Annotated in this window: 24 protein-coding genes and 1 riboswitch; of the genes, 12 read left to right on the top strand and 12 right to left on the bottom strand. The window is 62.5% G+C overall.

The window, feature by feature from the left end:
* Positions 1–9: 9 nt before the first annotated feature.
* Together YWU_RS0106995 and YWU_RS0106990 are read right to left on the bottom strand one after the other, a co-directional pair.
* Positions 10–963 carry a ribokinase gene (locus tag YWU_RS0106995; RefSeq protein WP_034647389.1) on the bottom strand — a complete coding sequence of 318 codons (954 nt, stop codon included), beginning with the start codon at positions 961–963 and terminating at the stop codon, positions 10–12.
* Between the two features lie 9 nt (positions 964–972).
* The gene (locus YWU_RS0106990; RefSeq protein WP_027019911.1) at positions 973–1,926 is read right to left on the bottom strand and encodes a nucleoside hydrolase; all 954 of its coding nucleotides are present in this window, start codon (positions 1,924–1,926) and stop codon (positions 973–975) included.
* Between the two features lie 88 nt (positions 1,927–2,014).
* On the opposite strand from YWU_RS0106990, the gene YWU_RS0106985 reads away from it, so the two are divergent.
* Positions 2,015–3,544: a carboxyl transferase domain-containing protein gene (locus tag YWU_RS0106985; protein WP_051260143.1), complete on the top strand. Its 1,530-nt coding sequence runs from the start codon at positions 2,015–2,017 to the stop codon at positions 3,542–3,544.
* Between the two features lie 87 nt (positions 3,545–3,631).
* Here YWU_RS0106985 and YWU_RS0106980 read toward each other — a convergent pair whose 3' ends face one another.
* Together YWU_RS0106980 and YWU_RS0106975 are read right to left on the bottom strand one after the other, a co-directional pair.
* Positions 3,632–3,994 (bottom strand): FKBP-type peptidyl-prolyl cis-trans isomerase, encoded by a 363-nt coding sequence (locus YWU_RS0106980; protein ID WP_027019909.1) that lies wholly within the window; start codon positions 3,992–3,994, stop codon positions 3,632–3,634.
* 172 nt (positions 3,995–4,166) lie between these two features.
* The gene (locus YWU_RS0106975) at positions 4,167–5,483 is read right to left on the bottom strand and encodes a citrate synthase (RefSeq protein WP_051260142.1); all 1,317 of its coding nucleotides are present in this window, start codon (positions 5,481–5,483) and stop codon (positions 4,167–4,169) included.
* Positions 5,484–6,179: 696 nt separating this feature from the next.
* Here YWU_RS0106975 and serC point away from each other — a divergent pair.
* From serC to YWU_RS15655, 3 genes are all read left to right on the top strand, one after another.
* Positions 6,180–7,316 (top strand): phosphoserine transaminase, encoded by a 1,137-nt coding sequence (gene serC, locus YWU_RS0106970; RefSeq protein ID WP_027019907.1) that lies wholly within the window; start codon positions 6,180–6,182, stop codon positions 7,314–7,316.
* Positions 7,317–7,494: 178 nt separating this feature from the next.
* The gene (sepH, locus tag YWU_RS17520; protein WP_051260141.1) at positions 7,495–8,661 is read left to right on the top strand and encodes a septation protein SepH; all 1,167 of its coding nucleotides are present in this window, start codon (positions 7,495–7,497) and stop codon (positions 8,659–8,661) included.
* Between the two features lie 3 nt (positions 8,662–8,664).
* Positions 8,665–9,516, top strand: coding sequence for a DUF6928 family protein (locus YWU_RS15655; RefSeq protein ID WP_051260140.1), 852 nt, complete (start codon positions 8,665–8,667; stop codon positions 9,514–9,516).
* A gap of 27 nt (positions 9,517–9,543) precedes the next feature.
* On the opposite strand, the gene YWU_RS0106955 is transcribed toward YWU_RS15655, so the two are convergent.
* The 3 genes from YWU_RS0106955 to YWU_RS0106945 form a co-directional block, all read right to left on the bottom strand.
* Entirely contained in the window at positions 9,544–10,389 is an 846-nt protein-coding gene (locus YWU_RS0106955) for a TrmH family RNA methyltransferase (protein WP_027019906.1), read from the bottom strand.
* On the bottom strand, positions 10,389–11,855 hold the full coding sequence (locus tag YWU_RS0106950) for an NCS2 family permease (protein WP_027019905.1): 1,467 nt from the start codon (positions 11,853–11,855) through the stop codon (positions 10,389–10,391). Before YWU_RS0106950 ends, YWU_RS0106955 begins: the two co-directional genes overlap by 1 nt.
* Before the next feature lie 263 nt (positions 11,856–12,118).
* Positions 12,119–12,865 carry a DUF3027 domain-containing protein gene (locus tag YWU_RS0106945; protein ID WP_027019904.1) on the bottom strand — a complete coding sequence of 249 codons (747 nt, stop codon included), beginning with the start codon at positions 12,863–12,865 and terminating at the stop codon, positions 12,119–12,121.
* 14 nt (positions 12,866–12,879) lie between these two features.
* Between YWU_RS0106945 and YWU_RS15650 the strand changes: the two genes are divergently transcribed.
* Together YWU_RS15650 and YWU_RS15645 are read left to right on the top strand one after the other, a co-directional pair.
* The gene (locus tag YWU_RS15650; RefSeq protein WP_051260139.1) at positions 12,880–13,737 is read left to right on the top strand and encodes a glutaminyl-peptide cyclotransferase; all 858 of its coding nucleotides are present in this window, start codon (positions 12,880–12,882) and stop codon (positions 13,735–13,737) included.
* Between the two features lie 68 nt (positions 13,738–13,805).
* Positions 13,806–14,387 (top strand): DUF2771 family protein, encoded by a 582-nt coding sequence (locus YWU_RS15645; RefSeq protein WP_051260138.1) that lies wholly within the window; start codon positions 13,806–13,808, stop codon positions 14,385–14,387.
* A 15-nt stretch (positions 14,388–14,402) separates the two neighbouring features.
* On the opposite strand, the gene YWU_RS0106930 is transcribed toward YWU_RS15645, so the two are convergent.
* A complete protein-coding gene (locus tag YWU_RS0106930) occupies positions 14,403–14,822 on the bottom strand; it encodes a cold-shock protein (RefSeq protein WP_027019903.1) in 420 nt (139 codons plus the stop codon).
* A gap of 394 nt (positions 14,823–15,216) precedes the next feature.
* A riboswitch (cyclic di-AMP (ydaO/yuaA leader) is annotated at positions 15,217–15,401 on the top strand.
* Positions 15,402–15,421: 20 nt separating this feature from the next.
* Here YWU_RS0106930 and YWU_RS15640 point away from each other — a divergent pair.
* Positions 15,422–16,054: a transglycosylase family protein gene (locus YWU_RS15640; RefSeq protein ID WP_084141919.1), complete on the top strand. Its 633-nt coding sequence runs from the start codon at positions 15,422–15,424 to the stop codon at positions 16,052–16,054.
* Positions 16,055–16,266: 212 nt separating this feature from the next.
* Here the strand turns inward: YWU_RS15640 and YWU_RS0106920 are convergent, their stop codons facing one another.
* Positions 16,267–16,452 (bottom strand): hypothetical protein, encoded by a 186-nt coding sequence (locus tag YWU_RS0106920; RefSeq protein WP_027019902.1) that lies wholly within the window; start codon positions 16,450–16,452, stop codon positions 16,267–16,269.
* A 160-nt stretch (positions 16,453–16,612) separates the two neighbouring features.
* Between YWU_RS0106920 and YWU_RS0106915 the strand changes: the two genes are divergently transcribed.
* Genes YWU_RS0106915 through YWU_RS0106905 form a run of 3 tightly spaced genes read left to right on the top strand, consistent with a single transcriptional unit; the run spans position 16,613 to position 21,267 of the window.
* Positions 16,613–18,877: a helicase-associated domain-containing protein gene (locus YWU_RS0106915; RefSeq protein WP_240484075.1), complete on the top strand. Its 2,265-nt coding sequence runs from the start codon at positions 16,613–16,615 to the stop codon at positions 18,875–18,877.
* Positions 18,878–18,927: 50 nt separating this feature from the next.
* On the top strand, positions 18,928–20,601 hold the full coding sequence (locus YWU_RS0106910) for a DNA repair helicase XPB (protein ID WP_027019900.1): 1,674 nt from the start codon (positions 18,928–18,930) through the stop codon (positions 20,599–20,601).
* A 15-nt stretch (positions 20,602–20,616) separates the two neighbouring features.
* Complete coding sequence (locus YWU_RS0106905) at positions 20,617–21,267, top strand: DUF3239 domain-containing protein (protein WP_027019899.1); 651 nt, start codon at positions 20,617–20,619, stop codon at positions 21,265–21,267.
* A 253-nt stretch (positions 21,268–21,520) separates the two neighbouring features.
* On the opposite strand, the gene YWU_RS17515 is transcribed toward YWU_RS0106905, so the two are convergent.
* A complete protein-coding gene (locus YWU_RS17515; protein WP_051260137.1) occupies positions 21,521–22,549 on the bottom strand; it encodes an alpha/beta hydrolase in 1,029 nt (342 codons plus the stop codon).
* Between the two features lie 44 nt (positions 22,550–22,593).
* Here YWU_RS17515 and YWU_RS0106895 point away from each other — a divergent pair, with 44 nt between their 5' ends.
* Complete coding sequence (locus YWU_RS0106895) at positions 22,594–23,835, top strand: aminotransferase class I/II-fold pyridoxal phosphate-dependent enzyme (RefSeq protein WP_027019898.1); 1,242 nt, start codon at positions 22,594–22,596, stop codon at positions 23,833–23,835.
* 9 nt (positions 23,836–23,844) lie between these two features.
* On the opposite strand, the gene YWU_RS18155 is transcribed toward YWU_RS0106895, so the two are convergent.
* Entirely contained in the window at positions 23,845–24,255 is a 411-nt protein-coding gene (locus YWU_RS18155; protein ID WP_156892752.1) for a hypothetical protein, read from the bottom strand.
* Between the two features lie 33 nt (positions 24,256–24,288).
* On the opposite strand from YWU_RS18155, the gene YWU_RS18790 reads away from it, so the two are divergent.
* Complete coding sequence (locus tag YWU_RS18790) at positions 24,289–24,417, top strand: hypothetical protein (RefSeq protein WP_276201921.1); 129 nt, start codon at positions 24,289–24,291, stop codon at positions 24,415–24,417.
* Positions 24,418–24,545: 128 nt separating this feature from the next.
* Here YWU_RS18790 and YWU_RS0106880 read toward each other — a convergent pair.
* A protein-coding gene (locus tag YWU_RS0106880) for an IS3 family transposase (protein ID WP_156892751.1) occupies positions 24,546–25,744 on the bottom strand; the annotation gives its coding sequence in 2 pieces (ribosomal slippage) (positions 24,546–25,489 and positions 25,489–25,744; 1,200 coding nt in all).
* Positions 25,745–25,797 lie beyond the last annotated feature (53 nt).

Genomic DNA, 25,797 nt, shown 5'->3' with positions numbered 1-25,797 from the left:
ACCAGCGCATCAGTGCTGGTCTAGGAATTTTCCGATCTGTTCGGCCGAGCCGTAGGAGGCTTGCGCGCCCTCGCCTGAGGCCGCATATGCCGCCACGGCCGACGCCAACCGCGCAGCGTCCGCAAGATCAACTCCGGCGGCAATGCCTGCCAGCAATGTGCCCATGTACGAGTCACCGCATCCAGTCGAATCGACCACGTTTGTCGGCGTCGGCGCGATCCGGTCAACCTCACCATCGCGGACGATAACTGAGCCTTCCGCACCCAGCGTCACCACCGTTGCGCCAATGCCGTAGCGACGGGCCAGCTCTTCGCCACCTGGCGCCGGTTCCAGATCGCCAACGAGCGCAGCGAGCTCGTGCTCATTGACGATCAGAACATCGACGCATTCAAGCAGCTCATCGGGCACCTCCATGATCGGCGACAGGTTAAACGCCACCGGCACACCCGCGCTTTTCGCAGTCCTGGCTGCCTTCAAGATCCCGTCCATCGGGATCTCCAGGCACAGGCCGAGGACACCGGCCTCCGCTATGACAGAGCTATGCTTCCCGACGTTCCCAGCCCCCACCTCACCATTCGCCCCCGCAGAAATCACGATGACATTCTCAGCCGAATCCTCCACGAGAATGACGGCGGTGCCAGTGGGGACCTCCACCTCTGCCAGCGCAGAGATATCCACCCCAGCGTCGACCAATGCTTCCTTCAAGACCTGCCCATTCGGATCAGCGCCGACGGCGCCGATCAATGCCACATCCGATCCCAACCGGGCGGCGCTGGCGGCCTGATTGGAGGACTTACCACCGGGCAGGATCGTCAGCGGACCACCGGCAACGGTCTGACCGGGCGTTGGCAAGTCTGAGACTCGCACTGTCAGATCTGCGTTTGCAGAACCCACCACGCAGACCCGCTGTCCATCCTGCAGTGCGGTGAGGGTGGTGTGGAGGAGGGAGACGTCGGGAAGCATCGTTGTGAACTACTTCGCGGCGCGGGAGGAGATCCGACCCATGAATTCAGAGAGGAAACGCTCCACGTCCACGCCGACCGCAACCTTCATGGTCTTCACCGGATCGTTGAGCTTCGTCTCGTCCGCGATGGTGCGGCCGCGGGTAGCGCCCTCAGTGTCGACCTTCATGCTGATGTCCAGGCACGTGACCAACGACGGATCGACGGCAACAGCGACGGCGAGCGGGTCATGCAGACCGCAGCCGCCCAGGTGCGGAGCCGTGGTGTCGTATGCGCGGATGTAGTAGTCAGTCATATCCGCGAGGAAGGTGCCAGCCTCGGTGCCGAGCTCGCGCCACTTCTTAGTCTCCTCGTAGGTGAGGAGGGTCTGCAGGGTCACGTCAAGGCCAATCATCGTGACGTCTGCGCCGGAGCGGAAAAGCTTGTCCGCAGCGTCCGGGTCCTGGTTGATGTTTGCCTCAGCCCACGGCGCGACGTTGCCGGGCACGGTCAGAGCGCCACCCATGATGACGATGCGGGCATTGTCGGCGAAGGACGGATCCTTCTCGATCGCTGCGGCGAGGTTGGTCATCGGGCCGGTAGCAACGATCACCAGGTCATCGCCGTGCTCCTTCACCGAATCGATGAGGAACTGCACAGCGTCACCGCTGTCGGAGTTCTCAACAGTGCGGGAGGCCTCAGCGACCGGTGCGCCTCCGATGCCATCCTCACCGTGGATGAAAGCGGAGATCTCCAGCACCTCAAAGCCGTCCTTCGTGGATGCGTGCGGGATGCCCGAGTACACCGGAACCTCCGGCAACCCCAGCAGCTCCAGCACAGACAGCGCATTGCGAACACCGGTCTCAACCAGGACATTTCCGTAGGTTCCGGTGACTCCGATCAGATCCACTTCCGGCGAACCGGCGGCGTAGGCGATAGCCAGGGCGTCATCGATACCCGTGTCCAGGTCAAGGATCATCTTCATGCTGTGAACTCCATACTTAGCGTGTGTTGTCATCGGCGGTGAACTCGTTCCCACGATAGTCGCCGGGCACTGCCATAGGGTGATGGACATGTCAGCGACACATGATCCGAGCACCGCACCGATCACTCCGGAGAAGGTGTCCGCGCGGGACATCCTGAGATCAGTCCTCGACCGCGGTTCCTTCATCCAGTGGGACACCCCAGAGCCCACCGCTGCCCGGGACCTTGACCCGGACTATGCCGACTCCCTCGCCCGGGCCAGTGAGAAGACAGGGCTGGACGAGTCGATCGTCTCCGGAGAGGGAACCGTGGACGGTCGCCGGGTAGCGGTGATCTGCTCGGAGTTTGGTTTCCTCGGCGGCTCCGTCGGTGCCGAGACTGCTCGTCGCCTCATCATCGCCATCGAACGCGCTACCGACGAAGGTCTGCCGCTCCTGCTCTCGCCCACCTCCGGCGGTACGCGGATGCAGGAGGGCACCCCGGCGTTTGCGATGATGATTTCGATCTCCGCTGCCGTCACTCGGCACAAAGACGCGCGGCTGCCGTTCCTGGTGTACCTGCGCAACCCCACCACCGGCGGTGTCATGGCGTCCTGGGGTTCGGCTGGCCACCTCACCTTCGCCCAGCCCGGTGCGCTGCTGGGATTCCTCGGCCCGCGTGTGGTGGAGATGGTCACCGGCGTCCCGATTCCGGATGGGGTTCAGACCGCCGAAAACCTCCAGGCACGCGGCATCATCGACGGGGTTATCTCCCCCAACGCTCTGCGCGGTGCGGTCCGGCAGACCGTCGATGTGCTCATGCCCACCGTCGAGCCGCACCCAGAAACTCAGTACATAAAAGCGCTTCCCGACGCCCGCAGCGCTTGGTCCTCCATCCTTCGCACCAGGGAACCTTCCCGTCCCAGTGGCGGAGACATCATCGCCTTGCTGGAGAAAGAGTCAGTACCGCTGTCGGGCACTGGCGATGGACACCGGGACGACACCATCAAGGCACGCCTGGCCCGGATCGCCGGTCAACCAGTGGTCATCATCGCCCAGGACCGTCACGCCCAGCTACCACTGGGTGAGGAACTGATGGGCCCGGGGGCTCTGAGGTTCGCCCAGCGCGCGATCCGCCTTGCGGAGAGTTTGTCCATCCCCGTCGTCACGGTGATCGACACCCCTGGCGCCGAATTGACCGTTGCCGCCGAGGAACGTGCCATGGCCGGCGAGATCGCCCGCACACTGACCTCGCTTCTCGACGCTGATGTCCCCTCCGTCTCCCTCATACTTGGCCAGGGCTGTGGTGGTGGCGCTCTGGCGCTGCTACCGGCAGACAAGGTCCTCGCGTTCCACGATGCGTGGCTGTCGCCGTTGCCTCCCGAGGGCGCCTCCGCAATCGTCTACCGGGATACCGAGCATGCGCCCGAGATGATGGAAGACCAGGGCGTCGCAGCAGAGGCGCTGGCTGCCTCCGGAGTAGTCGGGGTGCTCCTGGAAGAGCCAGACAATGTTGCGGAGCTACCCGAACGGGCACTTGAGGCCATCGCCACGGCCTTGATCGAACTCTCGGAGAACCCGGGAACCGCTGGCAGAGAAGGCCGATTGGATAGCTACCGAGCCTTCGCATTCCTCAGCTAGCTGACGGACCAGCCCACAACACAACACCCCGCCTGATCCGATGAGAATCGGAAGGGCGGGGTGAGTTGATCCCTGAGGTGCTCAGTATTAGCTGACGCCCAGCAGGTCGATCACGAAGACCAGGGTCTTGCCGGACAGAAAGTGTCCGCCACCGGCGGGGCCGTACGCCAGGTGCGGCGGGCAGACCAGCTTGCGGCGGCCGCCGACCTTCATGCCCGGGATGCCTTCCTGCCAACCGGCGACGAGACGGTTCAGCGGGAAGTTGATGGACTCGCCACGGTCCCAGGAAGCGTCGAACTGCTCGCCGGACTCGAACTCAACTCCGACATAGTGGACGTCGACAACGCAACCCGGGGTTGCTTCAGCGCCGTCACCGACGATGATGTCTTCGATGACCAGTTCCTCGGGGGCCGGGCCGGTCTGTGCTCCGATTTCGGGCTTGTTGCTCATGTGGTCTCCTTGACTTTGATGTGTCAGGCGCGGTCACCGCGTACCTGACGAGTGGTTGCACCGCTGGCGATTCTACCGGGGTCCGCATGCCCACAGCGCAGAAGCGGCCCCACACAGTGTGTGGGGCCGCTTCACAAACTGAGCGCTAAGGGCTCAGCGTGGAAAACTGGGTTTAGCGGTTCTCGATGGCGACGAACTCGCGATCGGTCTCGCCGGTGTAAATCTGGCGCGGGCGGTTGATCTTCGACGGCTCGCTGACCTGCTCGTTGAACTGGGAGATCCAGCCCGGCAGACGGCCGATGGCGAACAGCACGGTGAAGAAGTCCGTGGAGAAGCCCATCGCGCGGTAGATCAGGCCGGTGTAGAAGTCCACGTTCGGGTAGAGCTTGCGCTCAACGAAGTAGTCGTCCGCGAGGGCGATCTCCTCGAGCTTCATAGCCAGGTCGAGGAGGTTGTCGCCGCCGAGCAGCTCCAGGACCTCGTGAGCGGTCTTCTTACCGATGACTGCACGCGGGTCGTAGGACTTGTAAACGCGGTGTCCGAAGCCCATGAGGCGGACTCCGTCTTCCTTGTTCTTGACCTTGTTCATGAACTCGGTCGCGTCACCGTCGTGGTTGTTCTGGATGTCCTCGAGCATTTCCAGAACGGCCTGGTTGGCGCCGCCGTGCAGCGGGCCGGACAGTGCGTTGATGCCGCCGGCGATGGAGGCGAAGATGTTGGCTCCGGAGGAGGCAACCATGCGCACGGTGGAGGTGGAGCAGTTCTGCTCGTGGTCAGCGTGGACCAGCAGCAGCTTGTCCAGGGCGGTGACCAGCTGCGGGTCAGCCTCCTTGCCGAACATCATGTAGAGGAAGTTCTCGCGGTCGGTGAGCTCCGGCTTCGGGTCAACGAAGTCCAAGCCCTGGACTGCGCGGTATGCGTAAGCAGCGAGCTGCGGGAGCTGGGCCATTAGGACCTTGCCTGCACGGTCGCGTGCGTCGGCGTCTTCCGGCTCCAGGTCATCGCCGTGGTAAGCGGCGAGGAGGTTGACGGCTGCGGCCAGGGTGCCCATCGGGTGAGCGCCGACCGGAACGGTCTCGAATACCTTCTTGAAGTCCTCCGGAGCGTTGCCGACATCCTTCAGATCCTGCTCGAACTGGTCGAGCTGCGCCTGAGTCGGAAGCTCTCCGTTAAGAAGGAGGTAGTTGACCTCGTTGAAGGAGGCGTTCTCAGCCAGCGGCTCGATCGCGTATCCGCGGTGACGCAGGATGCCGTTGTCGCCGTCAATGAAGGTGATCTTCGATTCGGTGGCACCGGTTGCGGTGTAGCCCGGATCAAAGGTGACCAGTCCGGTGGTCGCCAGGAGCTTGCCCAGGGCAAAACCATCGTTACCTTCGGTGGCCTTGACGATGTCCATCTCAAACTCGCCACCGGGGTAGTGGAGAACGGCCTTGTTGTTGTCAGTAGCCACAGCTTCCCTTTCACTGGTTTTTCTGTCGTTCAGACACATCCGACTAGTGCCGGACCGCCGGTGTGTTAACCGACTGGGACCACACTTTGTTCGGCAGCTCGGCGGAACTGAGCCGCATGCCGGGCAGAGGCCCGATCCGGCCGGAGTGCTGTCATCCGATCTTCACAGCCTCAACCCTCAACTCAACCAACCGAACAGAGTGGATTGGGACACAGATTAGCAAAGAATGTGAGGGCCGCAACACCCCATCCCCTTCAGCCCCCGGCACCTCCACCCCGAAATATCAGGAGCCCGCCCACGACATTCAGATACGGGAAACCATACCCCCTGTTCACAGGGCAGGCTCTCGAAGGTCCGCCAATTCGCCAGCCGCACAGGCCGTAGGCGGCACCACTAATCCCCGAGTACCCCCATGTCTCGGCGAATCTCCTAGACAACAGTGGTCCATGCACGCGCGCCAGACCCCCTAACTTTACTACGCCTTCCACTGCCAGGCGCCCGTTTCAACACCGTTAAGTGTTGAAGTGAGCCATTGTTTGCGAACTTTGCGAATAAACAATCGGCCACACAGCCTCGTGACAGCTCTTCCAGACACTCGGCGCGGCGACACTTATCCCTTATCCAGACTCGTGTGCCGAAACTGCCTTATCTGACGGACTCTTCGGGGCTAAGATCAGACGGGGAGCGCGCCGCGCTCCCACTCCTGATCCCCCGACGAAAGGTTGCGCACCGACAATGAGCGCCGATTTCCCGAACTTGCCCGCAGAGCTCATCCCCGGCGACGGCCGCTTCGGTTGTGGACCGTCCAAGGTCCGCCCGGCCCAGATTCAGGCGATCGTCGATGGCGCCACCTCTGTCATGGGCACCTCGCACCGTCAGCCGGCGGTCAAGAACGTGGTGGGCGAGGTCCGGGACGGTCTGTCCGACTTCTTCTCTCTCCCGGACGGCTACGAGATGATCATGTCTCTCGGTGGCGCTACCGCATTCTGGGATGCCGCAACCTTCGGCCTGATCGAAAACAAGTCCGCACACCTGTCCTTCGGTGAGTTCTCCTCCAAGTTCGCCAAAGCCTCGAAGCAGGCTCCGTGGCTGGAGGCTCCCCAGGTCATCGAGTCCGAGCCGGGCACCGCACCGACTCCGGTCGCCGGCGAAGAGGGCGTGGACCTCATTGGCTGGGCACACAACGAGACCTCGACCGGTGCAATGGTCCCGGTCATCCGCCCGGAAGGCTCCGAAGGCCAGTTGGTTGCCATCGACGCGACCTCCGGCGCCGGCGGACTGCCCGTCGACATCTCGCAGGCAGATGCTTACTACTTCTCCCCGCAGAAGTGCTTCGCCTCTGACGGCGGCATCTGGCTCGCCGCAATGAGCCCGGCTGCCCTGGACCGCATCGCAAAGATCAACGCCTCTGACCGCTTCATCCCGGAGTTCCTCAACCTGCAGACTGCAGTGGATAACTCGCTGAAGAACCAGACCTACAACACCCCGGCCGTCGGCACCCTGCTGATGCTGGCAGACCAGGTCAAGTGGATGAACGAGAACGGTGGCCTGGACGGCATGGTCGCACGCACGACCGCATCCTCCTCGCACCTGTACGAGTGGGCTCAGAAGCGCGACGAGGCGTCGCCGTACGTCCAGGACGAGGCAACTCGTTCCCTGGTCGTGGGGACCATCGACTTCGACGATTCCATCGATGCCACCAAGATCGCCAAGATCCTGCGCGCCAACGGCATTCTGGACACCGAGCCGTACCGCAAGCTCGGACGCAACCAGCTTCGCATTGGTATGTTCCCGGCAATCGAGACCACCGACATCGAGCGCCTGACCGGTGCCGTCGACTGGATTCTCGACAACGGCCACGCCTCCGCGTAGCCCCAGACGCTGGTCTGCGGAGAAATTCAGCATTCCCGCCGCGCAGTGTTTTCGCCGGTCCAACCGCCGGTTAGCCGACACCCCCGTACACGCCGCGTGAGAATTCGCACGGTACGGGGGTTTTGTCGCATAAGCTGGCCCACACCGCTTGTTGATTCAGTCCTGAGGAGGAGCCCACATGCGTGAACTGTCGCCGATCCGCGCGGACGTCGAAGAGGGGTTCATCGTGTTGGCGCCTGATGATGCCCAGTTCGGTGAGGAGACCTACCGTCTGCGGATCACTGATGAATTGATCGACATGCTCACCGCCCCCTCACAGCCCGATGTCGCCACTAGCGAGTCGCGTGAGGGCGAGGAGTACCGTCTGCCTGACACCGACGGTGAACTAGCCGAGGTGCTCTCGGACGACATGATCGTGAACGTTGATGAGGTCGAAGACGACGACGCACCGCAGGAGGAGCCTGAACAGTCCCGTCCAGCGCCTCCGCGCCGACTGTTTTCTGCAGGACCGCTTCCCGACGTTGACGAGCCTGTCACCGTCGACATCGAGGACTCGCCAGAACCTGTCGATACCGACAATCTTATTGACGATGATTCCCAACCTGAGGCGCCGGCAGAGCCTGCCTTCGCGGCAATCGATACTCCTGAGCCAGAGCCAGAGGTCGCTCCGGAACCGATCGTCCAGGCCGTTCCGAAGCCGAAGTACGTCCTATCTCCCAGAGAGATCCAGGACCGCATCCGCAGTGGCGCGACCACTGAGGAATTGGTCGAGGAAACCGGCATGCAGTACAAGCGTGTCGACGCCTTCGCACACCCGGTGCTGGCAGACCGCGCCCGGATCGCCGAACAGGCTCGATCCTCCCATCCCCAGCGGGCCGATGGCCCGACGAAGCTGACCTTGTGGGAAGTACTGGCCACCGCATTCGCTGCTCGAGATCTGGATCTGCATGAGGCGACGTGGGATTCGCGTCGAGATGCCACCGGACAGTGGATTATCTCGGTGACATGGGCTGAAGATGGACACCTGAATGTCGCAGAGTGGAGCTACCACCAGGAGTCTCAGACGAAGGCAAGCACCCTCGCCCGCAACTCCGCAGCCGCCGACCTGATGGACCCCAACCCGCGGGCCATCCGCGGTGGGCTCTCTGCAGTGAGCAGCGATGCCACGCTCCCGATTCCAGTCATCCCTGAGCCTGTGGAGACCGAGGAATACGAAGAAGATGAGATGGAAGGCGTCGCCTTCGATCCTGATGATGAGGGAGAGCGTCCGCGGAAGAAGACCGTGATGCCGTCATGGGAGGACGTCCTGCTTGGCGTCCGGGTTCGGCCGAACGACCGGAAGTGAGCCATGGCGCTGATCACCGCGTGGTTCGTGTCGGGGCCCCTGTCTCCCGCCGAGATATTAAAACGCGAACCGGGCTACGACAGGGGATTTGGCAGAAAGTATCTGGCCCAACTCAATCCTCGGCTGCCGGTGACCCACATCGCGGATTTTCCGCTCAATAGGTCTTCCGCTGCCGGCCCTGGCGAGTTCTACATCGGTGGCTACGACGGGCTTGCCGTGGTGCAGACGATGCTCGACGACATCACGGACCTTTCGGAGGTCCCCGACCGCATCGGCCGTGGCATCGCAGCGACTGATCTCTACGTGATCGGCGAGGACCCCTCCACTGGTTGGGCGGCTTTTGCTCACTGGTCCGATGGCACGTTGGTGCGTAATTTCGCTGCGGATCAGACGCACCCGCAGATCGATGACGGCCTGCCGCTCTCCGCCGAGCGCCCGTTCTGGTCCGGCTCCCATCCCCCAGAAAATCCCCGCCCGGGGCTGCCGCTTCCCTTCGACCCGCCGGTACTCGCCCATGCGGTGGAGGCTGGTTGGTTGGGGTTCGATCCTCGTGATTCCGCTCCGGATATCCCCGTCAGTGCCTTTGCCATCGACGGCAGGTCCGCGCCGCGGGTTCCGTCTTTGCAGTCCACTCCGGCGGCCGAGCGTGCAGTGCCTGGTGGGTACGACGACTATGAAGCCTCCGAGGACTATTCGAAGTACGACGCTGAGCTCAGCGACCTCCCGCTACTGTCCGCACGCAATCGGATTCGTGCGGTTACCAGGGGCGCAATGTCCAATGCCCGGCAGGCGAACCGAAGGGTCCGCGCTGCCGGGCACCGGGCGTGGTCACGGGTCAATCGCCGTAACCGCTGACCCGCAGTTCACTCCGTCTGGGTTAGATCAGCTACCCAACTGACGCTGGCGCTCGTAGAAGCCCACCGCCGCTGAGGTGGCGACATTGAGACTGTCGGTTCCCTCGGCCATGGGGATCCGGGCCCGCACGTCGCAGGCACGCATTGCGTGTTCGGTCATCCCAGGGCCTTCTGCCCCAACGACGATCGCAATCTTCTCCACCGGAGCACCGGACTCATCGGACATTGCCTCCCACAGGGGAACCGAGCCCTCACCGGGGGTCATCGCGACAATCCGGAAGCCCTTCTCCTTCAACCCATCCAGGGAGCGCTGCCACGTGGTGGTGGTCCCCGGAAGGTGCGCGAACGGCAATCGCAATACATGGCCCATCGAGACTCGTACCGACCGCCGGTACAACGGATCAGCGCAGGCAGCACCAAAGAGCACGCCATCAATATCCATGCCCGCAGCATTGCGGAACAGCGAACCGATGTTCTCGTGATCTCCGACGCCCTCGAGGATCAGCAAGGTCTTCGCTCCGTCGACAACTTCATCGACGGTCTTCTCCGAGGCCCGATCAGCCACAGCAAGAAGTCCTCGGTGCATATCGAAACCAACGGCTGCGGCCATAGTGTCGCGGGTGACGGTGTAGAGGGGGACGTCGGGAAGCAGTTCTGGGTGTTTGTCTTTGAGCACCAACAGGCGCGACTCGGTTCCGACCACGCACCGCGTGGGGAACCTGGACTCCAGCAAGCGCGGGACGATCAGCATGCCCTCAGCGATAACCAGCCCCTTACCTCCAGGCAGGTCAGGGCGGTTATCAGAGCGGTTGAGGTCCCGAATGTCATCCAGCCGCGGGTCGGCCGGATCATCGATGCGGATCGGCTCGCTCATCACAGGCCAGTGAGGAAGTCGGTGACCGGATCCACCGCGAAATACACGAGGAACAGCGCGGCGATCACGTAGATCAGCGGGTGGACCGTGCGGCCCTTTCCGCTGAGCAGTGCCATCAGAGCGAAGGCGACGAAGCCTGCGCCGATACCGTTGGCGATGGAGTAGGTGAACGGCATGATCACGATCGTGAGGAACGCAGGCAGGGCGATCGTCATGTTCGAGAAGTCGATGTCACGGACCTGGCCCATCATCATGGCGCCGACGATGACCAGCACCGGGGCGGCGGCCTCGATCGGCACCATCTCGTAGAGCGGGGTGAAGAACATCGCCAGCAGGAACAGCACACCAGTGATGACGTTGGCCAGACCCGTGCGAGCACCGTCAACAATGCCGGCAGCGGAATCGACGAACACAGTGTTCGAGGAAGCCGAGGAAGCACCACCGACGACGGCGCCAGCGCCCTCAACAACCAGTGCACGCTTCATGTCCGGCAGGTTGCCGTCCTTATCTGCCATTCCGGCCTGCTTGGCCAGGCCGGTCATCGTGCCCATCGCGTCGAAGAAATTCGCGAGGACCAGGGTGAAGACCAGCATCGTGGCTGCGATGACACCGATGCGAGTGAACGCGCCGACCAGGTCGATGGCGCCGAGCAGGTGCAGGTCCGGCAGTCCACCGAAGGAGTCCGGGGTCTGCGGCACGGCGAGCGACCAACCGCTGGGGTTGGCTTCGCCGTCTTCGAAGGATGCACCGGAATCGGTGACCGCCTCCACGACCAGGGCGATGATCGTGTTAATCACGATGCCGATGAACAGGCCACCGCGGACGTTCTTCGCGACCAAGGCACCACAGATGAAGATGCCGAGGATGAAGACGAGCGTCGGCCATGAAGCGATCTGACCATCGATACCGAGCTGCACTGGGACGGTCGTGCCAGCCTCATCAGGCATCCGGCGGACCAGGCCACCGTCGACGAAACCGATCATTGCAATGAACAGGCCAATGCCCACGGCGATCGCGGCCTTCATCGAGGAAGGAATGGCATTGAACACGGCAGAGCGGAAACCCGTGACCGCGAGGATCACGATGATGATGCCGTTGAGCACCACCAAGCCCATGGCTTCTGGCCAGGTCAGGCCCTTGGTAGCGACGAATGTCACCGCGACCAGGGTGTTGATGCCGAGTCCGGCAGCCATACCGAAGGGATACTTGGCGAAAATACCGAACGCCAAAGTCATGACACCGGCGGCGAAGGCGGTCACTGCGGCAACCGGGGCGATGCCCAGGGTGTCACCGTTGATATCGGCGACAGTGCCGATAATCAGCGGGTTCAGCAGGATGATGTACGCCATCGCGAAGAACGTGACGACGCCGGCGCGGATCTCCGTGCCCGGGGTCGAACCGCGCTCAGTGATGTGGAAGTACCGATCCACCCATGACCGGTTCTCCGGGGCTGTCGGTGCAGCCACCGTCTTGTCGGCCGCGGCGTTGTCTCCCCCGGCGCTGTTGTTCTCGCTCACTTCGGCGATGCTCCCTACTCGATGCGGTCTTATGCCGTGTCGAGCCTGAACATCCTCAAGGCTGACACAGCTTACAGAAAGACAGAGTCGCACCCTGGAAGCAACCGAGCAAATAAGTTCAGCGCCGTTTACATACTGGCAACTAGGCAGGGCAATTGCGCCGGCTGCCCCTCATGACCATGACACCTATATCTGCCAGGTCGCGTTGGCTATTAGCGGGTAGCGCCGGGTCCCATTGACTGGACGTCTTCCCACACCTCTCGGTCGCTGATGCCTTCGCCGATGACCTCCGGTGTGGCCGAATGAGCGCCGCAGCCGTGACCGTGGTGGACCACGCTGCCGTCGAACGCCCACTCGTTAGTGCAGGCACCGTATTCCTCTCCAAGTGCGCCGGTCAACGGCACCATGAACGCGCAGGTCCCGCAGCATCGGATGGCCTCTCGGGCGAAGTCGCTGGAGGGCCCGGTCTCGGCCTCCGGGGCGCTCCAGCGGGTGGCGGCCTCGGACAAACCGACGTCGGACAGCTCTCGATCTTCCGGCGGCCCTGGCGTCAGCCGCGGGTCATCAGAGGACGGCGGCAGCAGGTCGCGAGGCCCGAGGTCCCCTGGAAGCAGGCGATCCTCATAGGGAACCCATTCGGGGGCCTTCAGTGCGCGGTCGCCGGGAACGAGCGCAACTTCGCTGACGGTGACATGGTCGCTGTCCTTCGCGCAGGCGACGACAACGTGCCACTCCCATCCGCGGTAGCCAGGGCGGTCCGCCTGGAACCGATGGACGGCGACACCTGGTTCGATGAGGTTTACGCCACTGTGGTCTCCAGCATCGCCCTCCCCCATGTCGTCAATGGCCTCGCGGGCGATGTCGATCGCTGGGCCACCAAGGACAGGACCATTCCCACCGCGGCCCCGTCGACGTCGGCGGCGGTTGGGTCGGTTCCGGGATTCACTCACGGCTCCCATTCTAGAATGTCTGCATGTCCGGCATTCGACCGCTCACCGCTCGCCCTCTTATCCCCGTCGTCATTGCGGGTGCGCTTTTGGTCTCCTGTGCAGACCAGCGGGCGTCACCGGATGTCGGGGACTCTGTTCCCCGCCTGAATATCGAGGTTCTCAGCGAGCAGCCGTTCGACGAGACGTCCTTTACTCAGGGCCTGGAGGTCGACGAGGACGGGTCATTGTTGGTTGGCACTGGTTTGGAGGGCGAGTCACGGATCTACCGAGTCGAAGAAGACGGACAGGTGACCGATTCGCATGGCCTCGACCCGGACCATTTCGGCGAAGGCATCACTCGCCACGGTGATTCGGTATGGCAGTTGACGTGGCAGAGCGGAGTCGCACTGGAGCGTGACGCGGTCACGCTCGAGGAGAAAAACCGCGTGCTTTACCACGGCGAGGGCTGGGGCATCTGTTCCTTCGACAACACCCTCGTCCATTCGGACGGCACTGACACCCTTCAGTTCAGAGATCCCGAGACTTTTGAAGTGACTGGCACCCGCTCAGTAACCTCCGCCGGCACACCGATCACACAAATCAATGAACTGGAGTGCGTGGAGACCCCGGAATCCGGCCGCGAGGTCTGGGCCAACATCTGGTACTCCGACGAGATCGTCCGAATCGACCCCGAAACGGGGGAAGTCACGGCAATCGCTGATGCGTCCGCACTGCGGGAAATGCTGCCGGACGGCGCCGAATCGACCGCTGACGTCCTCAATGGAATCGCACATATACCCGGCACAGACAGGTACTTCTTGACCGGCAAGCTGTGGCCGACGCTGTTCGAAGTGCGCTTCACTTCGGAAAATTCCCAAGGAAACACTCAGCCACCCCAATAATTTCACTCAGGCGCCGCCACTACACTGCAATCCGGTTGACTGACTTGCCGCAACGATGGGAGCCATTGATGGCGAAAGCCAAATCCAGAAAGCCGCTGATCCTCCTGGGGTTGATCGTCGGCATCGGAGTGCTCATCACTGGCGTGGCGTACTACACCTCACAGCTGCAGGAGCGGCCGATGGCCGACCCGTACGCAGAAACGATGACCGTCTCAATTGGTGACGAGCAGGTGGAGATCCTCCCGTACCGCGTGTGCGACATGTTCGAGAGCGACGGCTGCACCACCGACGAGGACAACATCGAGACGGTAACCCTCGAAAACGACCAGTACGCCGACGTCCAGGTGACCACGGAGGTTGCCTCCAACACGTGGACCCTCCAGCGGTTCTACGACGATGACTCCCGGAACCTCTCGACCACGCACCGTCCCGGTAGCACCGAGACCGAGAGCGTCCCCGGTTCGACTGAGGTCGCCGGTGAGCAGTCCCCGCTGGCGGTTGTAGAGGTATCTACCACTGTTGTTGGCCTCAATGAGGCTGGCGAGGAAACCACGTACGGAATCACGTGGTCCCTGGCCAATAGCAACGCAGCGCAGAACTCCGCCGGCGCTGAGACCTCGGACGAGTCGCAGAACGCCGCCAGCGAATAACTGGCGGCCAACGGGCTAGCGGTCGAGTTCCTTAGCTACCGCGCGGAGCACGTCCGCGGTTTGCCTTCCGATCTTCCGGTCCGGGAACCGACCGGCACGAAGGTCCTGCTGGACCCCAGCCTCGAGCATGGAAATCATGTCCGAGATCATCCCGTTGAGTTCTTCCGCATTGTGCTTTCGCGGAGCAGAACTTCCAGAGGATCCACCGGTGCCACCACCGCGCCGCGGAGTTGAGTCCTCCAAAATATCGATACGAAGTGCCTGCGGGCCGGGTCGCCCGTCCGCGAAGTCGTATTCGATTCGCTGCCCCTTGCGGAGTTCCTCCACACCGTCCGGAAGTACAGAACTTCCCACGTACACATCCTCGGCACCGGGGTTGGACACGAAGCCGAAACCGCGGTCCTTGTCGTACCACCTGATCTTGCCGATGGGCACCGTCATCACACCTTTCAACGGACTGAATTCGTCGGCGCCCACGGGTTATGGGCCAACCGAACCTGAACCGGATAGTTTAGCCGATCTGAGCGCAGCACCTCCGCGCCATACTGGCCTGGCGATTTGCCGAGAAGCCTTTGATAACGATCTGGAGTCGTTAACGGGGTAGAGGTCGAAGAATTCTCAGGATATACCCGATTATGGCTATGAACAGGCATTTCTGCGCAGGATCCGCAGCCAAAACGAGACTAAACCGAGATTCTCAGCAAGTTTTCATCGGGACAGCGTGACTATTCCGTTACAAACCGTTACGGTGGGTTTCGAAGCGCGGGACACCTCATCCTTTCGCCCAACCCCGTCCAGGGATGTGCACTGAGCCCGAGCAACGCAAAACTTCACAGGAACACCTGAACCGTGGACGGGGTCGGGGAAACCACCGGAGAGAGAAGCATCTGCCGAACTCCCCGGACTGGCCCCTCCGGGGGCCTCGGGGTGAAGATGGACCGTTCGCGGTCTGCCGGGCACCCCTTCCCGCCCGAACCCGACAGCTAACCCCGACGGCGAACTCCAAGAAATCAACGAGAAGGAAACCTCAGCACATGGCTCGTCACGCCAAGAAGAACCGCACCGTGTCCACCTCCGCCAAGGTCGCAGCCGCAGGCATCGCTCTCGGCGCCGGCGCCGCAATCCTGGCACCGACCGCCGGTGCAGCCCCGTACTCCGACTGGGACCGCCTCGCAGAGTGCGAGTCCGGTGGAAACTGGAGCATCAACACCGGTAACGGCTTCCACGGTGGACTTCAGTTCCACCCGCAGACCTGGACCGGTCACGGTGGCGGCGAGTTCGCCCCGACCGCAGACCAGGCATCCCGTGAGCAGCAGATCTGGGTTGCAGAGAAGGTCCTGGCTTCCCAGGGCTGGGGCGCATGGCCCTCCTGCTCCGCTCAGCTCGGCCTGAGCTCCGGCGTCACCGAGCGCCCGAAGCCGGGCACCGCTGAGGCTGCCACCTTCTCCGAGGCTGGCGACAACTCTGCTGCCGGCACCGAGCCCCTCGACATCCAGGGCCTGCTCTCCGGCGCTGACCTCGGCTCCGTCTCCGCTCTCCTGGATGCCACCAGCATCAAGGACCTGGACGGCACCTTCCAGAGCATCGCCGACGCTGCCAAGAGCGCAGGCCTGCCGGTTCCGGCTGAGGCCACCGACCTCTACAACCAGCTGCGCGCACAGTTCTAAGTCGCCGCGCATCGAGCGCATCGCAGTGAACGACAGCCCCCGAGCTTTTGCTCGGGGGCTGTTGCCTTTCTGCTGAAGGCCATCAATCTCTGATCCCAATCTCTATCCCTGAATACAAAACCGCCCCGACTCCGCAGTGGTGGAATCGGGGCGGTATTTACCAGGTTGACCGGAATGTCACCCCGGCCAGCTAAGAAACCTGGACCGGACGACTATTTGTTGATGACGGTGACCGGCTGCACGTACGACAGCGTGGCCGGGTCAACCGGGAATTCGATCTCACCGAACGGTGAGTCTGCGGCGGCGTAGCGCGCGAGGATTTCGGTGACTGCGTGGTCGCCGGGCTCAACTGCAGGCCAGCCCTGGGAAACGAAGGAATTCTTAGCTGATTTCGACATGGGTCCATCATCGCAGATCATCGTGTGAAAAGTCACCTCCCGGGGCGATTTCGGTGCGTCGGGGGCACTAACCTGGATCTCAACTATGGACTCCTCTTCTTCTTTCCCCCCATTTCGGACGTGGCTCACCTCCCGGGATGATGCGTATCTGACCGAATTGATGCGACATCGCCCCGATGTGGTGTCGCCACCTCCGAAGTCCACGGACGTCTTGGCTGCGCGTCTGCAGCTGCGGGTGTCAGTCCAGCGTGCACTGCCGAAATTGTCGGCGACTGCCCTGGCTGCATTGGAAGCCGCCGTCCGGCTCGGCGGAGACGACACTGCCGTGGCCGCAGAGTCGGTGGCCTCGATGGTGCGGGAGTCCTTGGCCGACGCAGCCGTCCCGTTGAAGGAACGACCGACCGTCGCGCACATTCGCGGGGCCATGGACGAACTTCGGCAGATGGGCCTCGTTTATGGCGATGGGCCCGGCGCGAGTGGTGCCTTCTCCGGTCGTGCCAGAAAGTCTGCGGCAACAGCCGAGAATGTTGACCACCTGATGGTTGCCGCGGGTGTGTGGGAGTCACTGCCTCCGGGGTGGCGGATTCTTCCGGATGCGAGTCAGCGGTCGCCGGAGGAGGTACGCGATGCGCTCGAGGGCACCGATGCGAAGCAGCGTCGGCTGTTGGGGACTCTCGTCGAATCTGGTGGACTGGGTACGACCAAGGACGCAGACCCGGCAGCGGATCCTTCCCTCCCAGTCCCCCGGTTGATCTCGTTGGGACTGCTGGACCGCGTGGACGATTCGACCGTGCGCCTTCCCTCCGTCGTCGCCGCGGTTTTGCGGGGTATTCCGCTGCCGTCGCTTCCGGTGCCCTTGCGCCCTCGTGAGCCCGAGACGGTTCCGGCTGACCGCGTTGATGAGAGGGCGGTCGGCAACGTCTTGGACCACATCCGTGGTGTGCGGGAGCTGCTGAGCGCTCTGGGTGACCGTCCCGCCGGCACAGTGAAGGACGGTTCTCTTGGTGTCCGGGAGCAACGCCGCTTGACCGAGGAGATGGGGCCGGAGCTGCCTCGGTATCTCGCCTCAGCATTGTCCGCAGGGTTGGTCGCGGTCGGCACTCCGAAGCCACTGCCGAAGAATGACACTGGTGGAGATTATCTCGCGCCCACTGAGGCTGCAGATACCTTCTTATCCGGCACCTCGGCACAGCAGTGGGCGATGCTCGTCAACGGTGTGTGGACCTCTGAGGAGTATCCAGCGGCGGTCCACGACGGCACGCATTTGCTGTCCCCAGAGTCGCGGCTGTCGGGATTGCCAGCGCTTCGAACCATGCTTTCCGACGTCCTGATCCCCACCGGCGACAACGCACTATCGGACCTTCGAGGGGAACTGGCCTTGCGTCGTCCCTTGTTGTCGATCCGGACTGGTGATGACCTACTGCAGGAGGTGCTCACGGAGCTGACTTCATTAGGCCTGGTCGTTACGTTGTCGTCGGGAGCGGTTGCTGCGACGACGGCGTGGCGGGCGGCTGTGGAGTTGGGGGATGAGGAGTACGTCGGGAAGCTAGGCACGTTGCTCCCCCAGCCTGCGACTTATCTGATTCCGCAGGCGGACCAAACGATTCTTGTGCCAGGCCCGGCGGAACCGGCGATGGGTGCGATGCTTGCGCGGTTTGCCGTGCTGGAGTCCCCGGGCATGGCAAGTGTTTATCGAGTGACGGAGGCTTCTGTGCGCGGCGCCCTCGATGCGGGTTCGTCCGCCGCGGAGATCCGCGATTTCCTGACCGAGCGGTCGATGGGCCCGGTGCCACAGTCGCTGACGTACTTGGTCGACGATGTTGCCCGCCGGCACGGGCTGCTGCGCGGCGGCCCCGCGATCAGCTACCTGAGATGTGACGACGCTGCGGCGCTGGCCGCAGTGATGGCCTCCCCGGACGCCGAGCATCTAGGGCTGCGCCGACTCGCCGATACCGTGGTCATTTCCCAGGTGCCATTAGCGCAGGTTATTGAGACCCTGCGCTCTGCCGGGCATCCGATCGTTGCCGAAGACGCCTCCGGGGCGACGCTTGATCTCTCCGATGCACCGAGCCGTGTTCCCGCGCCCCGACGCAGCCCAGCGCCCACCGGGCCGACTGTCGATGAGGCGCTGATCGCAAAGGCCGTCGACACGCTAACCCAAGGCGACCGGGCCTCCCAGCGCGAGGCCGAACCTAATTCCGATTCCCGGGCCTCTGGAGAGCAGGCGCAGGCATTGCTCCAACGAGCAGTGCGCTCCGGCTTGGATGTCACCGTCAGTTTCGTCGATCGCAATGGCACTGCCGGGGTCCGCCGGGTACGGCCGGTGACCGTTGGCGGTGGACAGGTCGACGCGATTGACCCTGCTAGCGGAAAAGTCCATCGATTCTTGTTGCACCGCATCACGGAGGTCGTACTGGAGCGGTAGCCGGTGCATAATGGTGGTTTCCCCTGAACGCACCTGGAAGGTGGATCTCCGTGGCATTCGGCGATGGCCCACTGATCGTCCAATCAGACAAGACCGTACTGCTGGAGACGGCACACGCGGACGCTGACGCCGCCCGTGCGGCTCTGGCCCCGTTCGCGGAACTCGAGCGTGCGCCTGAGCACGTGCACACCTACCGCATCACTCCCTTGGCTCTGTGGAACGCCCGCGCCGCGGGCCATGATGCCGAGCAGGTCGTCGATGTCTTGGAGCGGTTCTCCCGGTTCCCGGTCCCGCAACCGTTGCTTATCGACGTCGCCGACACCATGGACCGCTACGGCCGCTTGACCCTGGCCAAGCACCCGGCACACGGCTTGACGCTGGAGTCCTCGGACAAAGCTGTGCTTGCAGAGATCGTCCGGCACAAGAAGATCCGGCCGATGCTCGGCGAACAGATCGACCCCGACACCTGGACGGTGCATCCCTCCGAGCGTGGCCGCCTCAAACAAGAACTGCTGAAGGTCGGATGGCCTGCTCAGGACACCGCTGGCTATGTCGACGGCGAGGCTCACGCGATCGAATGGGTCAATGAGGAGCAGTGGGAACTGCGCCCCTATCAGCGCGAAGCTGCCGATACGTTCCGTGAAGGCGGCTCCGGAGTCGTGGTGCTCCCCTGTGGTGCCGGCAAGACCCTCGTGGGTGCAACGGCCATGGTCGACGCGGGACGTACCACCTTGATCCTCGTGACAAACACCGTCGCTGGTCGACAGTGGCGCGATGAACTCCTGCGATTCACCAGCCTCACCGAGGACGAGATCGGCGAGTACTCCGGCGAGAAGAAGGAGATCCGTCCTGTCACCATTGCCACCTACCAAGTGGTCACCCGCAAAACCAAGGGTGAATACCGTGCGCTGGAGCTGTTCGACTCCCGCGACTGGGGTCTGATCATTTACGACGAGGTTCACTTGCTGCCGGCTCCGGTGTTCCGCATGAGTGCCGACCTCCAGTCCCGTCGTCGCCTGGGATTGACGGCGACGCTGGTTCGCGAGGACGGACAGGAGGGTGATGTCTTCAGTCTCATCGGACCGAAGCGTTACGACGCCCCTTGGAAGGACATCGAGTCCCAAGGCTGGATCGCCCCCGCCGAGTGCATCGAGGTACGCTCGATGATGACCGACTCCGAGCGCATGGTCTACGCCACTGCTGAGCAGTCCGACAAGTACCGATTGGCTGCATGCGCTGCCACGAAGGTGCCGATCATCAAAGCTCTCGTCGAGAAGCACGCGGGTGAACAAACTCTGGTGATCGGTGCGTATCTCGATCAGCTGGAGGAATTGGGCAATGCTCTGGAGGTTCCGGTGATCGACGGATCCACCTCCAATAAAAAGCGCGAGGAGCTCTTCGCGCGGTTCCGCACCGGCGATTTAACGACCCTGGTGGTGTCCAAGGTGGCGAACTTCTCCATCGACCTCCCGGAGGCATCCGTCGCGATCCAGGTCTCGGGAACGTTCGGTTCTCGGCAAGAGGAAGCACAGCGTTTGGGTCGGCTGCTGCGCCCCAAGAGTGATGGTGGAGGTGCGGTGTTCTACTCAGTGGTCAGCCGCGACACACTAGATACTGAGTACGCCGCGCACCGTCAGCGCTTCCTCGCTGAGCAGGGCTACGCCTACCGGATCGCGGACGCAGACGAACTCCTCGGCCCGCCTCTGCCCGGCGATACCCCTTAGGAATAGAATCTGACCATGGCTGATTACCCAATTCCCGTTGACGACGCTCATGTCAAGGAATACAACGAGTACTTCCGACAGAAGAAGCAGCTGATGATCTCAGCAGTGCTCCTGGGTATCATTTCCGCAGGTGCTGGCGCCGCGACGCTGTACTTCGGTGGTGTCAGCCTGTGGCCGATCATCATCGCAGCGGTCCTGTTCCTCATTACCTTGTGCTGCATCGTCGCACTGATCAGCGTCCCGAAACAGATTGGTTCTGCAGAGAAGCTATATGCAGAGTGGCCGCTGGCTGCGACGATGGTCGCCCACGCAACTGACCGATCCCTGGTCATCATGTCCCTGGTGGAGACCGCCGCAGAACCCAACGTTGATTCCCGCCTGGCTTTGTCTATCCGGCCGGTAACGAAGCTCTACGGCACCAAGCGAGTGGTGGGCACGAGGGTGCCGTCCGTAGCTGTCGCCGGAAAGCACAAGGCCTCATCGATCCACTGGGACGAGATCACGCCGGTGCCGGTGTGCTGGGCAACCCCGGACAAGAAGGTCGTTGCCGAGATCGCGAAGGAGATTCCCGAGGGACGCTGGCAGGAACTTTCCCGCTACCTCAGCCGATGGGAAGAAGTAGGCCGCGCGCCCAACCGCCTGCTGCCGCTGGACAAGTTAAGTTAAGACCCTCGCTGCGTGGCAGTAAGTTCCCCGCTCAGTGGCATTTATGCCGGATTTTCGCTCCAAAGTGCAACTTTCCGAGGCACTCAATGCCACGCAGCGAGGGTCTTATCGACCTTATGATCTGCACATTTTCGTCACGTGACGAAATTCAGTGCAGGTCGGAGCCTCCCTCAAAGACGTCAACGCACCAAGGAACCAGAGGAAACTGAGTCCACCGAAGTGTTTACCGCTGACGTTCTCCGATAATCCCCGATCACTTCAGGTGGTCGGGGATTTCCGGCATGATGCCGGCCCCGGACTCGCGCAATTCTTCGTTGTCGCGGTCGATAGCGTCTTTGTCATAGTCACCGACCGGATCGGCAGCCAGTTCACGGGAGGTACCGGTTGACTCCAGGATTCTCCTGGCCAATTCGGTGAGCCTCCGGCGACGCTCGGCCGGCGGAATGACCTCATGGGTAGAAAGGAATGACTCCGCAGATGCCGGAATCGCCTTCTCTTCTGCGGCAGCCACTAGTTCGGTTCCTCCCGAGGTGACCGAATCATGAGTGCCAGTCTGAACATGAAAAGCGCCGATGCGGGAGAGGCGGTCGGCGGTCACGTCCGCACCAGGAAGTACTGGGTTTGTCACCGCGAACAGAGCTACCTCTGGGTCGGCGGCAAGGGCGGGCTGTGCAGAGGCATCATTGGCCCACAGCACGATCTTGTCCGAGTCGATCCCCTGGTGAGACTTCGCCCAGGTAAGTGCCTCCAGAATGTCGATGACGGCGGCGTCGGTGGAATGCTCCGGTCCCAATCGGTAGTCGAGGTCCACCACAATCGCACCGGAGCGCTCCGCGAGGGCAGCACAGTCCGGGGAAAAGATGTTCTCGCGGGCAACTCCGTCGCCTGCCCACCATGGACCGCCGTGCAGTGCGATCACGCAGGCGCCGGTCGGCTCCGATGGGGTAAAGACGGTAGCGGTGGTGATGTGGCCACCGGCCTGCAGTGCGATGTCCTCCCAGGAGGTCTCCGGCCGGAGGTATGCCACCATCGGCAGCATGTGATTGACACCGGCACCAAGTACGAGCATCGCAGCGTGGACGACGCTGTCATCGCGACGAGCCAGGACATCATTGACCCGGTCCCGCGCAGCCTGGATCTCCTCCTCCGGCGGTTCCATCGACGGTGCCTCGGAGAATGCCGTCACATGCTCCTCTAGATAATCGACGAGCTGGCGCAGCCGTCCCTCATCCGTGGTGACTGGGATGAAATCCCCCGAATGCTCGATGTTCGTCTCGTCCATGGTGATCAATTGTAGGGGGCAGCCCAGGCCGTAGTGTTGTCCCCATGGACAGCCCGCGCACCGATCGGAAAGACCGAACCGTCACCCGCCTCCGCCCCCTTGGCGAAACTGTGTTTTCCACGGTTGGAGCACTGGTCGTCAAGCACGGAGCCGCGAACCTCGGCCAGGGCAAACCTGACTATCCGGCCCCTCCGGTGGTCCTGGACGAGGCTCAGCGACAAATCGCCTCCGGTAACAACCAGTACGCCCCGCCTCGTGGTCTGCTCGCGCTGCGCGAAGCAGTGTGTTCCGACCGCAACGCCCGTCTTGGAGAAAACTGGAATGCCACCGATGAGTGCATCATCACTGTAGGTGCCACCGAAGCAATCGCCGCAACCATCCTGGGTCTCGTTGAACCCGGTGACAACGTCATCCTCATTGAGCCGTTCTACGACTCCTATCGCGCCGCAGTCGCCATGGCCGGCGCGACGTACACTTCCGTCCCGTTGCTTTGCGACGGCTCCAACTGGCACCTCGACCCAGTCGCCATCCGCGCAGCCATCACCGATGACACGACGATGATCATCTTGAACTCGCCCCACAATCCCACTGGAGCGGTATTCCCGGAAGAGGAGATACGGGAGGTGGCGGTGGACGTCGTGAAGCATGATCTTCTAGTTCTTTCTGACGAGGTGTACGAGCACCTGAACTTTGGCGCGGAGCACGAACACACCTCCATCGCGTCGCTGCCGGGGATGCGCGAGCGGACCGTGATCGCCTCCAGTGCCGGCAAAACGTTCAACCTCACTGGTTGGAAGGTCGGGTGGGCGCTCGGTGCTCCGGAGCTCATCGAGGCGGTCAGTGCCGCGAAGCAGTTCCTCTCGTTCGGCGGCGCGGCCCCGCTTGAGCCTGCCGTGATTAAGGGCTTCACTGAAAGCCCCGGCTGGCACGAGGAACTGCGGCAGATCCTGCGGGACAATCATTCGATGCTGATCACTCGGCTGCAGCAAATGGGTCTGACGGTGTATCCGGCCGATGCTGGGTATTTCGTTCTCATCGACGGCTCCCCAATCATCGATGCCGTCTCTTCGCTGCCGGCGGTCCAAGCTGCTGGGGTTCCGGTGACAAACGCTTTCGAGCTCTGCATGTGCATGCCGGAATTCACCGGAATTGGGGCAATCCCGGTGTCGTCGTTCGTCCATGACGACACTGACCCGCACTGGGCGAATCTACTGCGGATCAGTTTTTGTCAGAAACCTGAGTCGATTAACCGGGCGCTAGATGTGCTGGAAGAACTGCTGGAGTGATGGGATTCGTCACCTGTCCCGATCACGCCACTGGCTGAACCATTGAATAGTCCACACCAATGAGTACGCAAAAATAGCCACCGGGGAGATCAGCAGTGCGGCGACCGTTGGACCAATGCCCTGCTCTAAAGGGAAATCTTCCTCGATGTCTATACGCTTCACTCCATCAGCCTCAAACGCCTCGCCGAGAGCCTTCATCAACATCCGAGAATCCGAGCGGTGTCGGCGAACTCCAACAGCACGCATATGGAGTTTCAGGACCATGCAGTCTTTGGAGATGAAGACACGGCAATGCCGCACAAAGTCGAAGACCGCTATTGTCGCAGGGTCGTGCAGCCCCGGAGTCAGGTTCTGCATGTCCCCGGAGCGCTCAGAGAACAATTGTTCCCACGGAACCTTCCGACCTGCAAGTGCGGTCAATGCTCCATAGAGCTCCCTGGCACGATTCTCAATATGGTTACTTACCGGGACTTCCAATTGATGGACGGTAAGGCGTATTCCTACTTCACCATGATGAAAAAACTCCACATGCAGATGGGCATCTCGGTCATGCTCGACAACGTGGGTCGAAACTCCTCGTAGACTGCTGTGCATCCGGAACGCACTCCTGAGAACGTCCGGAGCGTGGTCCTTCAGTGCCGGAGAATCGCCACTGTAGAACATGGGCTGTGTCAAGGATTGTGGACAGGTCCTCGGTGATTTCTGGTGTGTCAGGCCGCCTCGGTTAGGTCCTCGGCGGCGGGATTGTGGGCGTCGGCCCATGCCTGGGCCGGGGTGCGGTAGCCCAGGCTGGAGTGCGGTCTTTGACGGTTGTAGAACACCTCGATGTACTCGGCGACGGCGAACCGTGCTCGGGCGCGGGTATGGAACACCTGCTGGTGGTACATCTCGTTTTTCAGGGTGGCGAAGAACGTCTCGGCGGCGGCGTTGTCCCAGCACACCCCGGTGCGGCCCATCGACTGCACGAACCCGTGCTGGGTGCAGTAGGTGACGAATTCGTCGGAGGTGTACTGAGACCCGTGGTCGGAGTGAAGTATTGCCCCTTCGGCGGCTTGGCCCTGCGTACGGGCCATTTCCAGGGCGTCGACGACCAGGCTGGCGCGCATGTGCTCAGCGGTCTGCCACCCGATCACCTTGCGCGTGGCCAGGTCGATCACGGTGGCCAGGTACAGCCACCCCTGGCCGGTGCGTAGGTAGGTGATGTCGCCGACCAGCGCCTCTCCCGGGCGGTGACTCTCGGGGGCGAAGTCGCGGCCCAGCTTGTCGGCGAAGACTTGGGCTTTCTCGTCCGGGACGGTGGTGCGTTTGTAGGCCTTGCGCTGGATCGCCGCCAGGCCGAGCTCGCGCATCAGGTCGGCCACGAGCCCCACCGAGGCCGGGTGCCCCTCGTCATTGAGAATGGCAGCGATGCGCCGGCACCCGGCAGTGCCGCGCTGCTTATGGAAAACGCGCTCGACCTCCATCTTCAGCGCTTCGCGGCGCGCCTGGGTGGCTGTAACCTGCCCGGCGCGGGCGCGCCACGCGTAGAACGACGAGCGGGCCACGCCGAGCTGGGCGCACATCCAGTCGATCGGAAAGTTCGCCTTCTCCGCCTCGATCAGGGCTGACTTCTCGTTCAGTCCTGCTCCCGGGCGAAGAAGGCCGCGGCTTTTTTTAGGAACTCATTTTCCATCTTCAGCTTGCGGTTCTGCTCCTCGAGCTCGGCCAGCCTGCCGTGGTCGGCCGGACTCATCGACGTGTCCGGCTCCGGATTGGCCTGCCGGTGCTTCTGAACCCAGTTGCCCAGGGTGCCCGGGTTGATCGCCAACTCCCCGGCCACCTCGGCAATCGAGCGGTCACTCTGCAGGACCAGCTGCACCGCCTCGGCCTTGAACTGCGGACTGAACTTCCGCCTCGAACTCGCTGCCATGATCTCGATCCTCTCGCCTCAAGAGGTTGTCCAAGATCTTTGATACACCCCAA

This window comes from Corynebacterium sputi DSM 45148, assembly GCF_000427865.1.
Lineage (GTDB): Bacteria > Actinomycetota > Actinomycetes > Mycobacteriales > Mycobacteriaceae > Corynebacterium > Corynebacterium sputi.
Note: the sequence above shows the minus strand (reverse complement) of the source record. Positions and strands in the feature narration are given on the sequence as shown.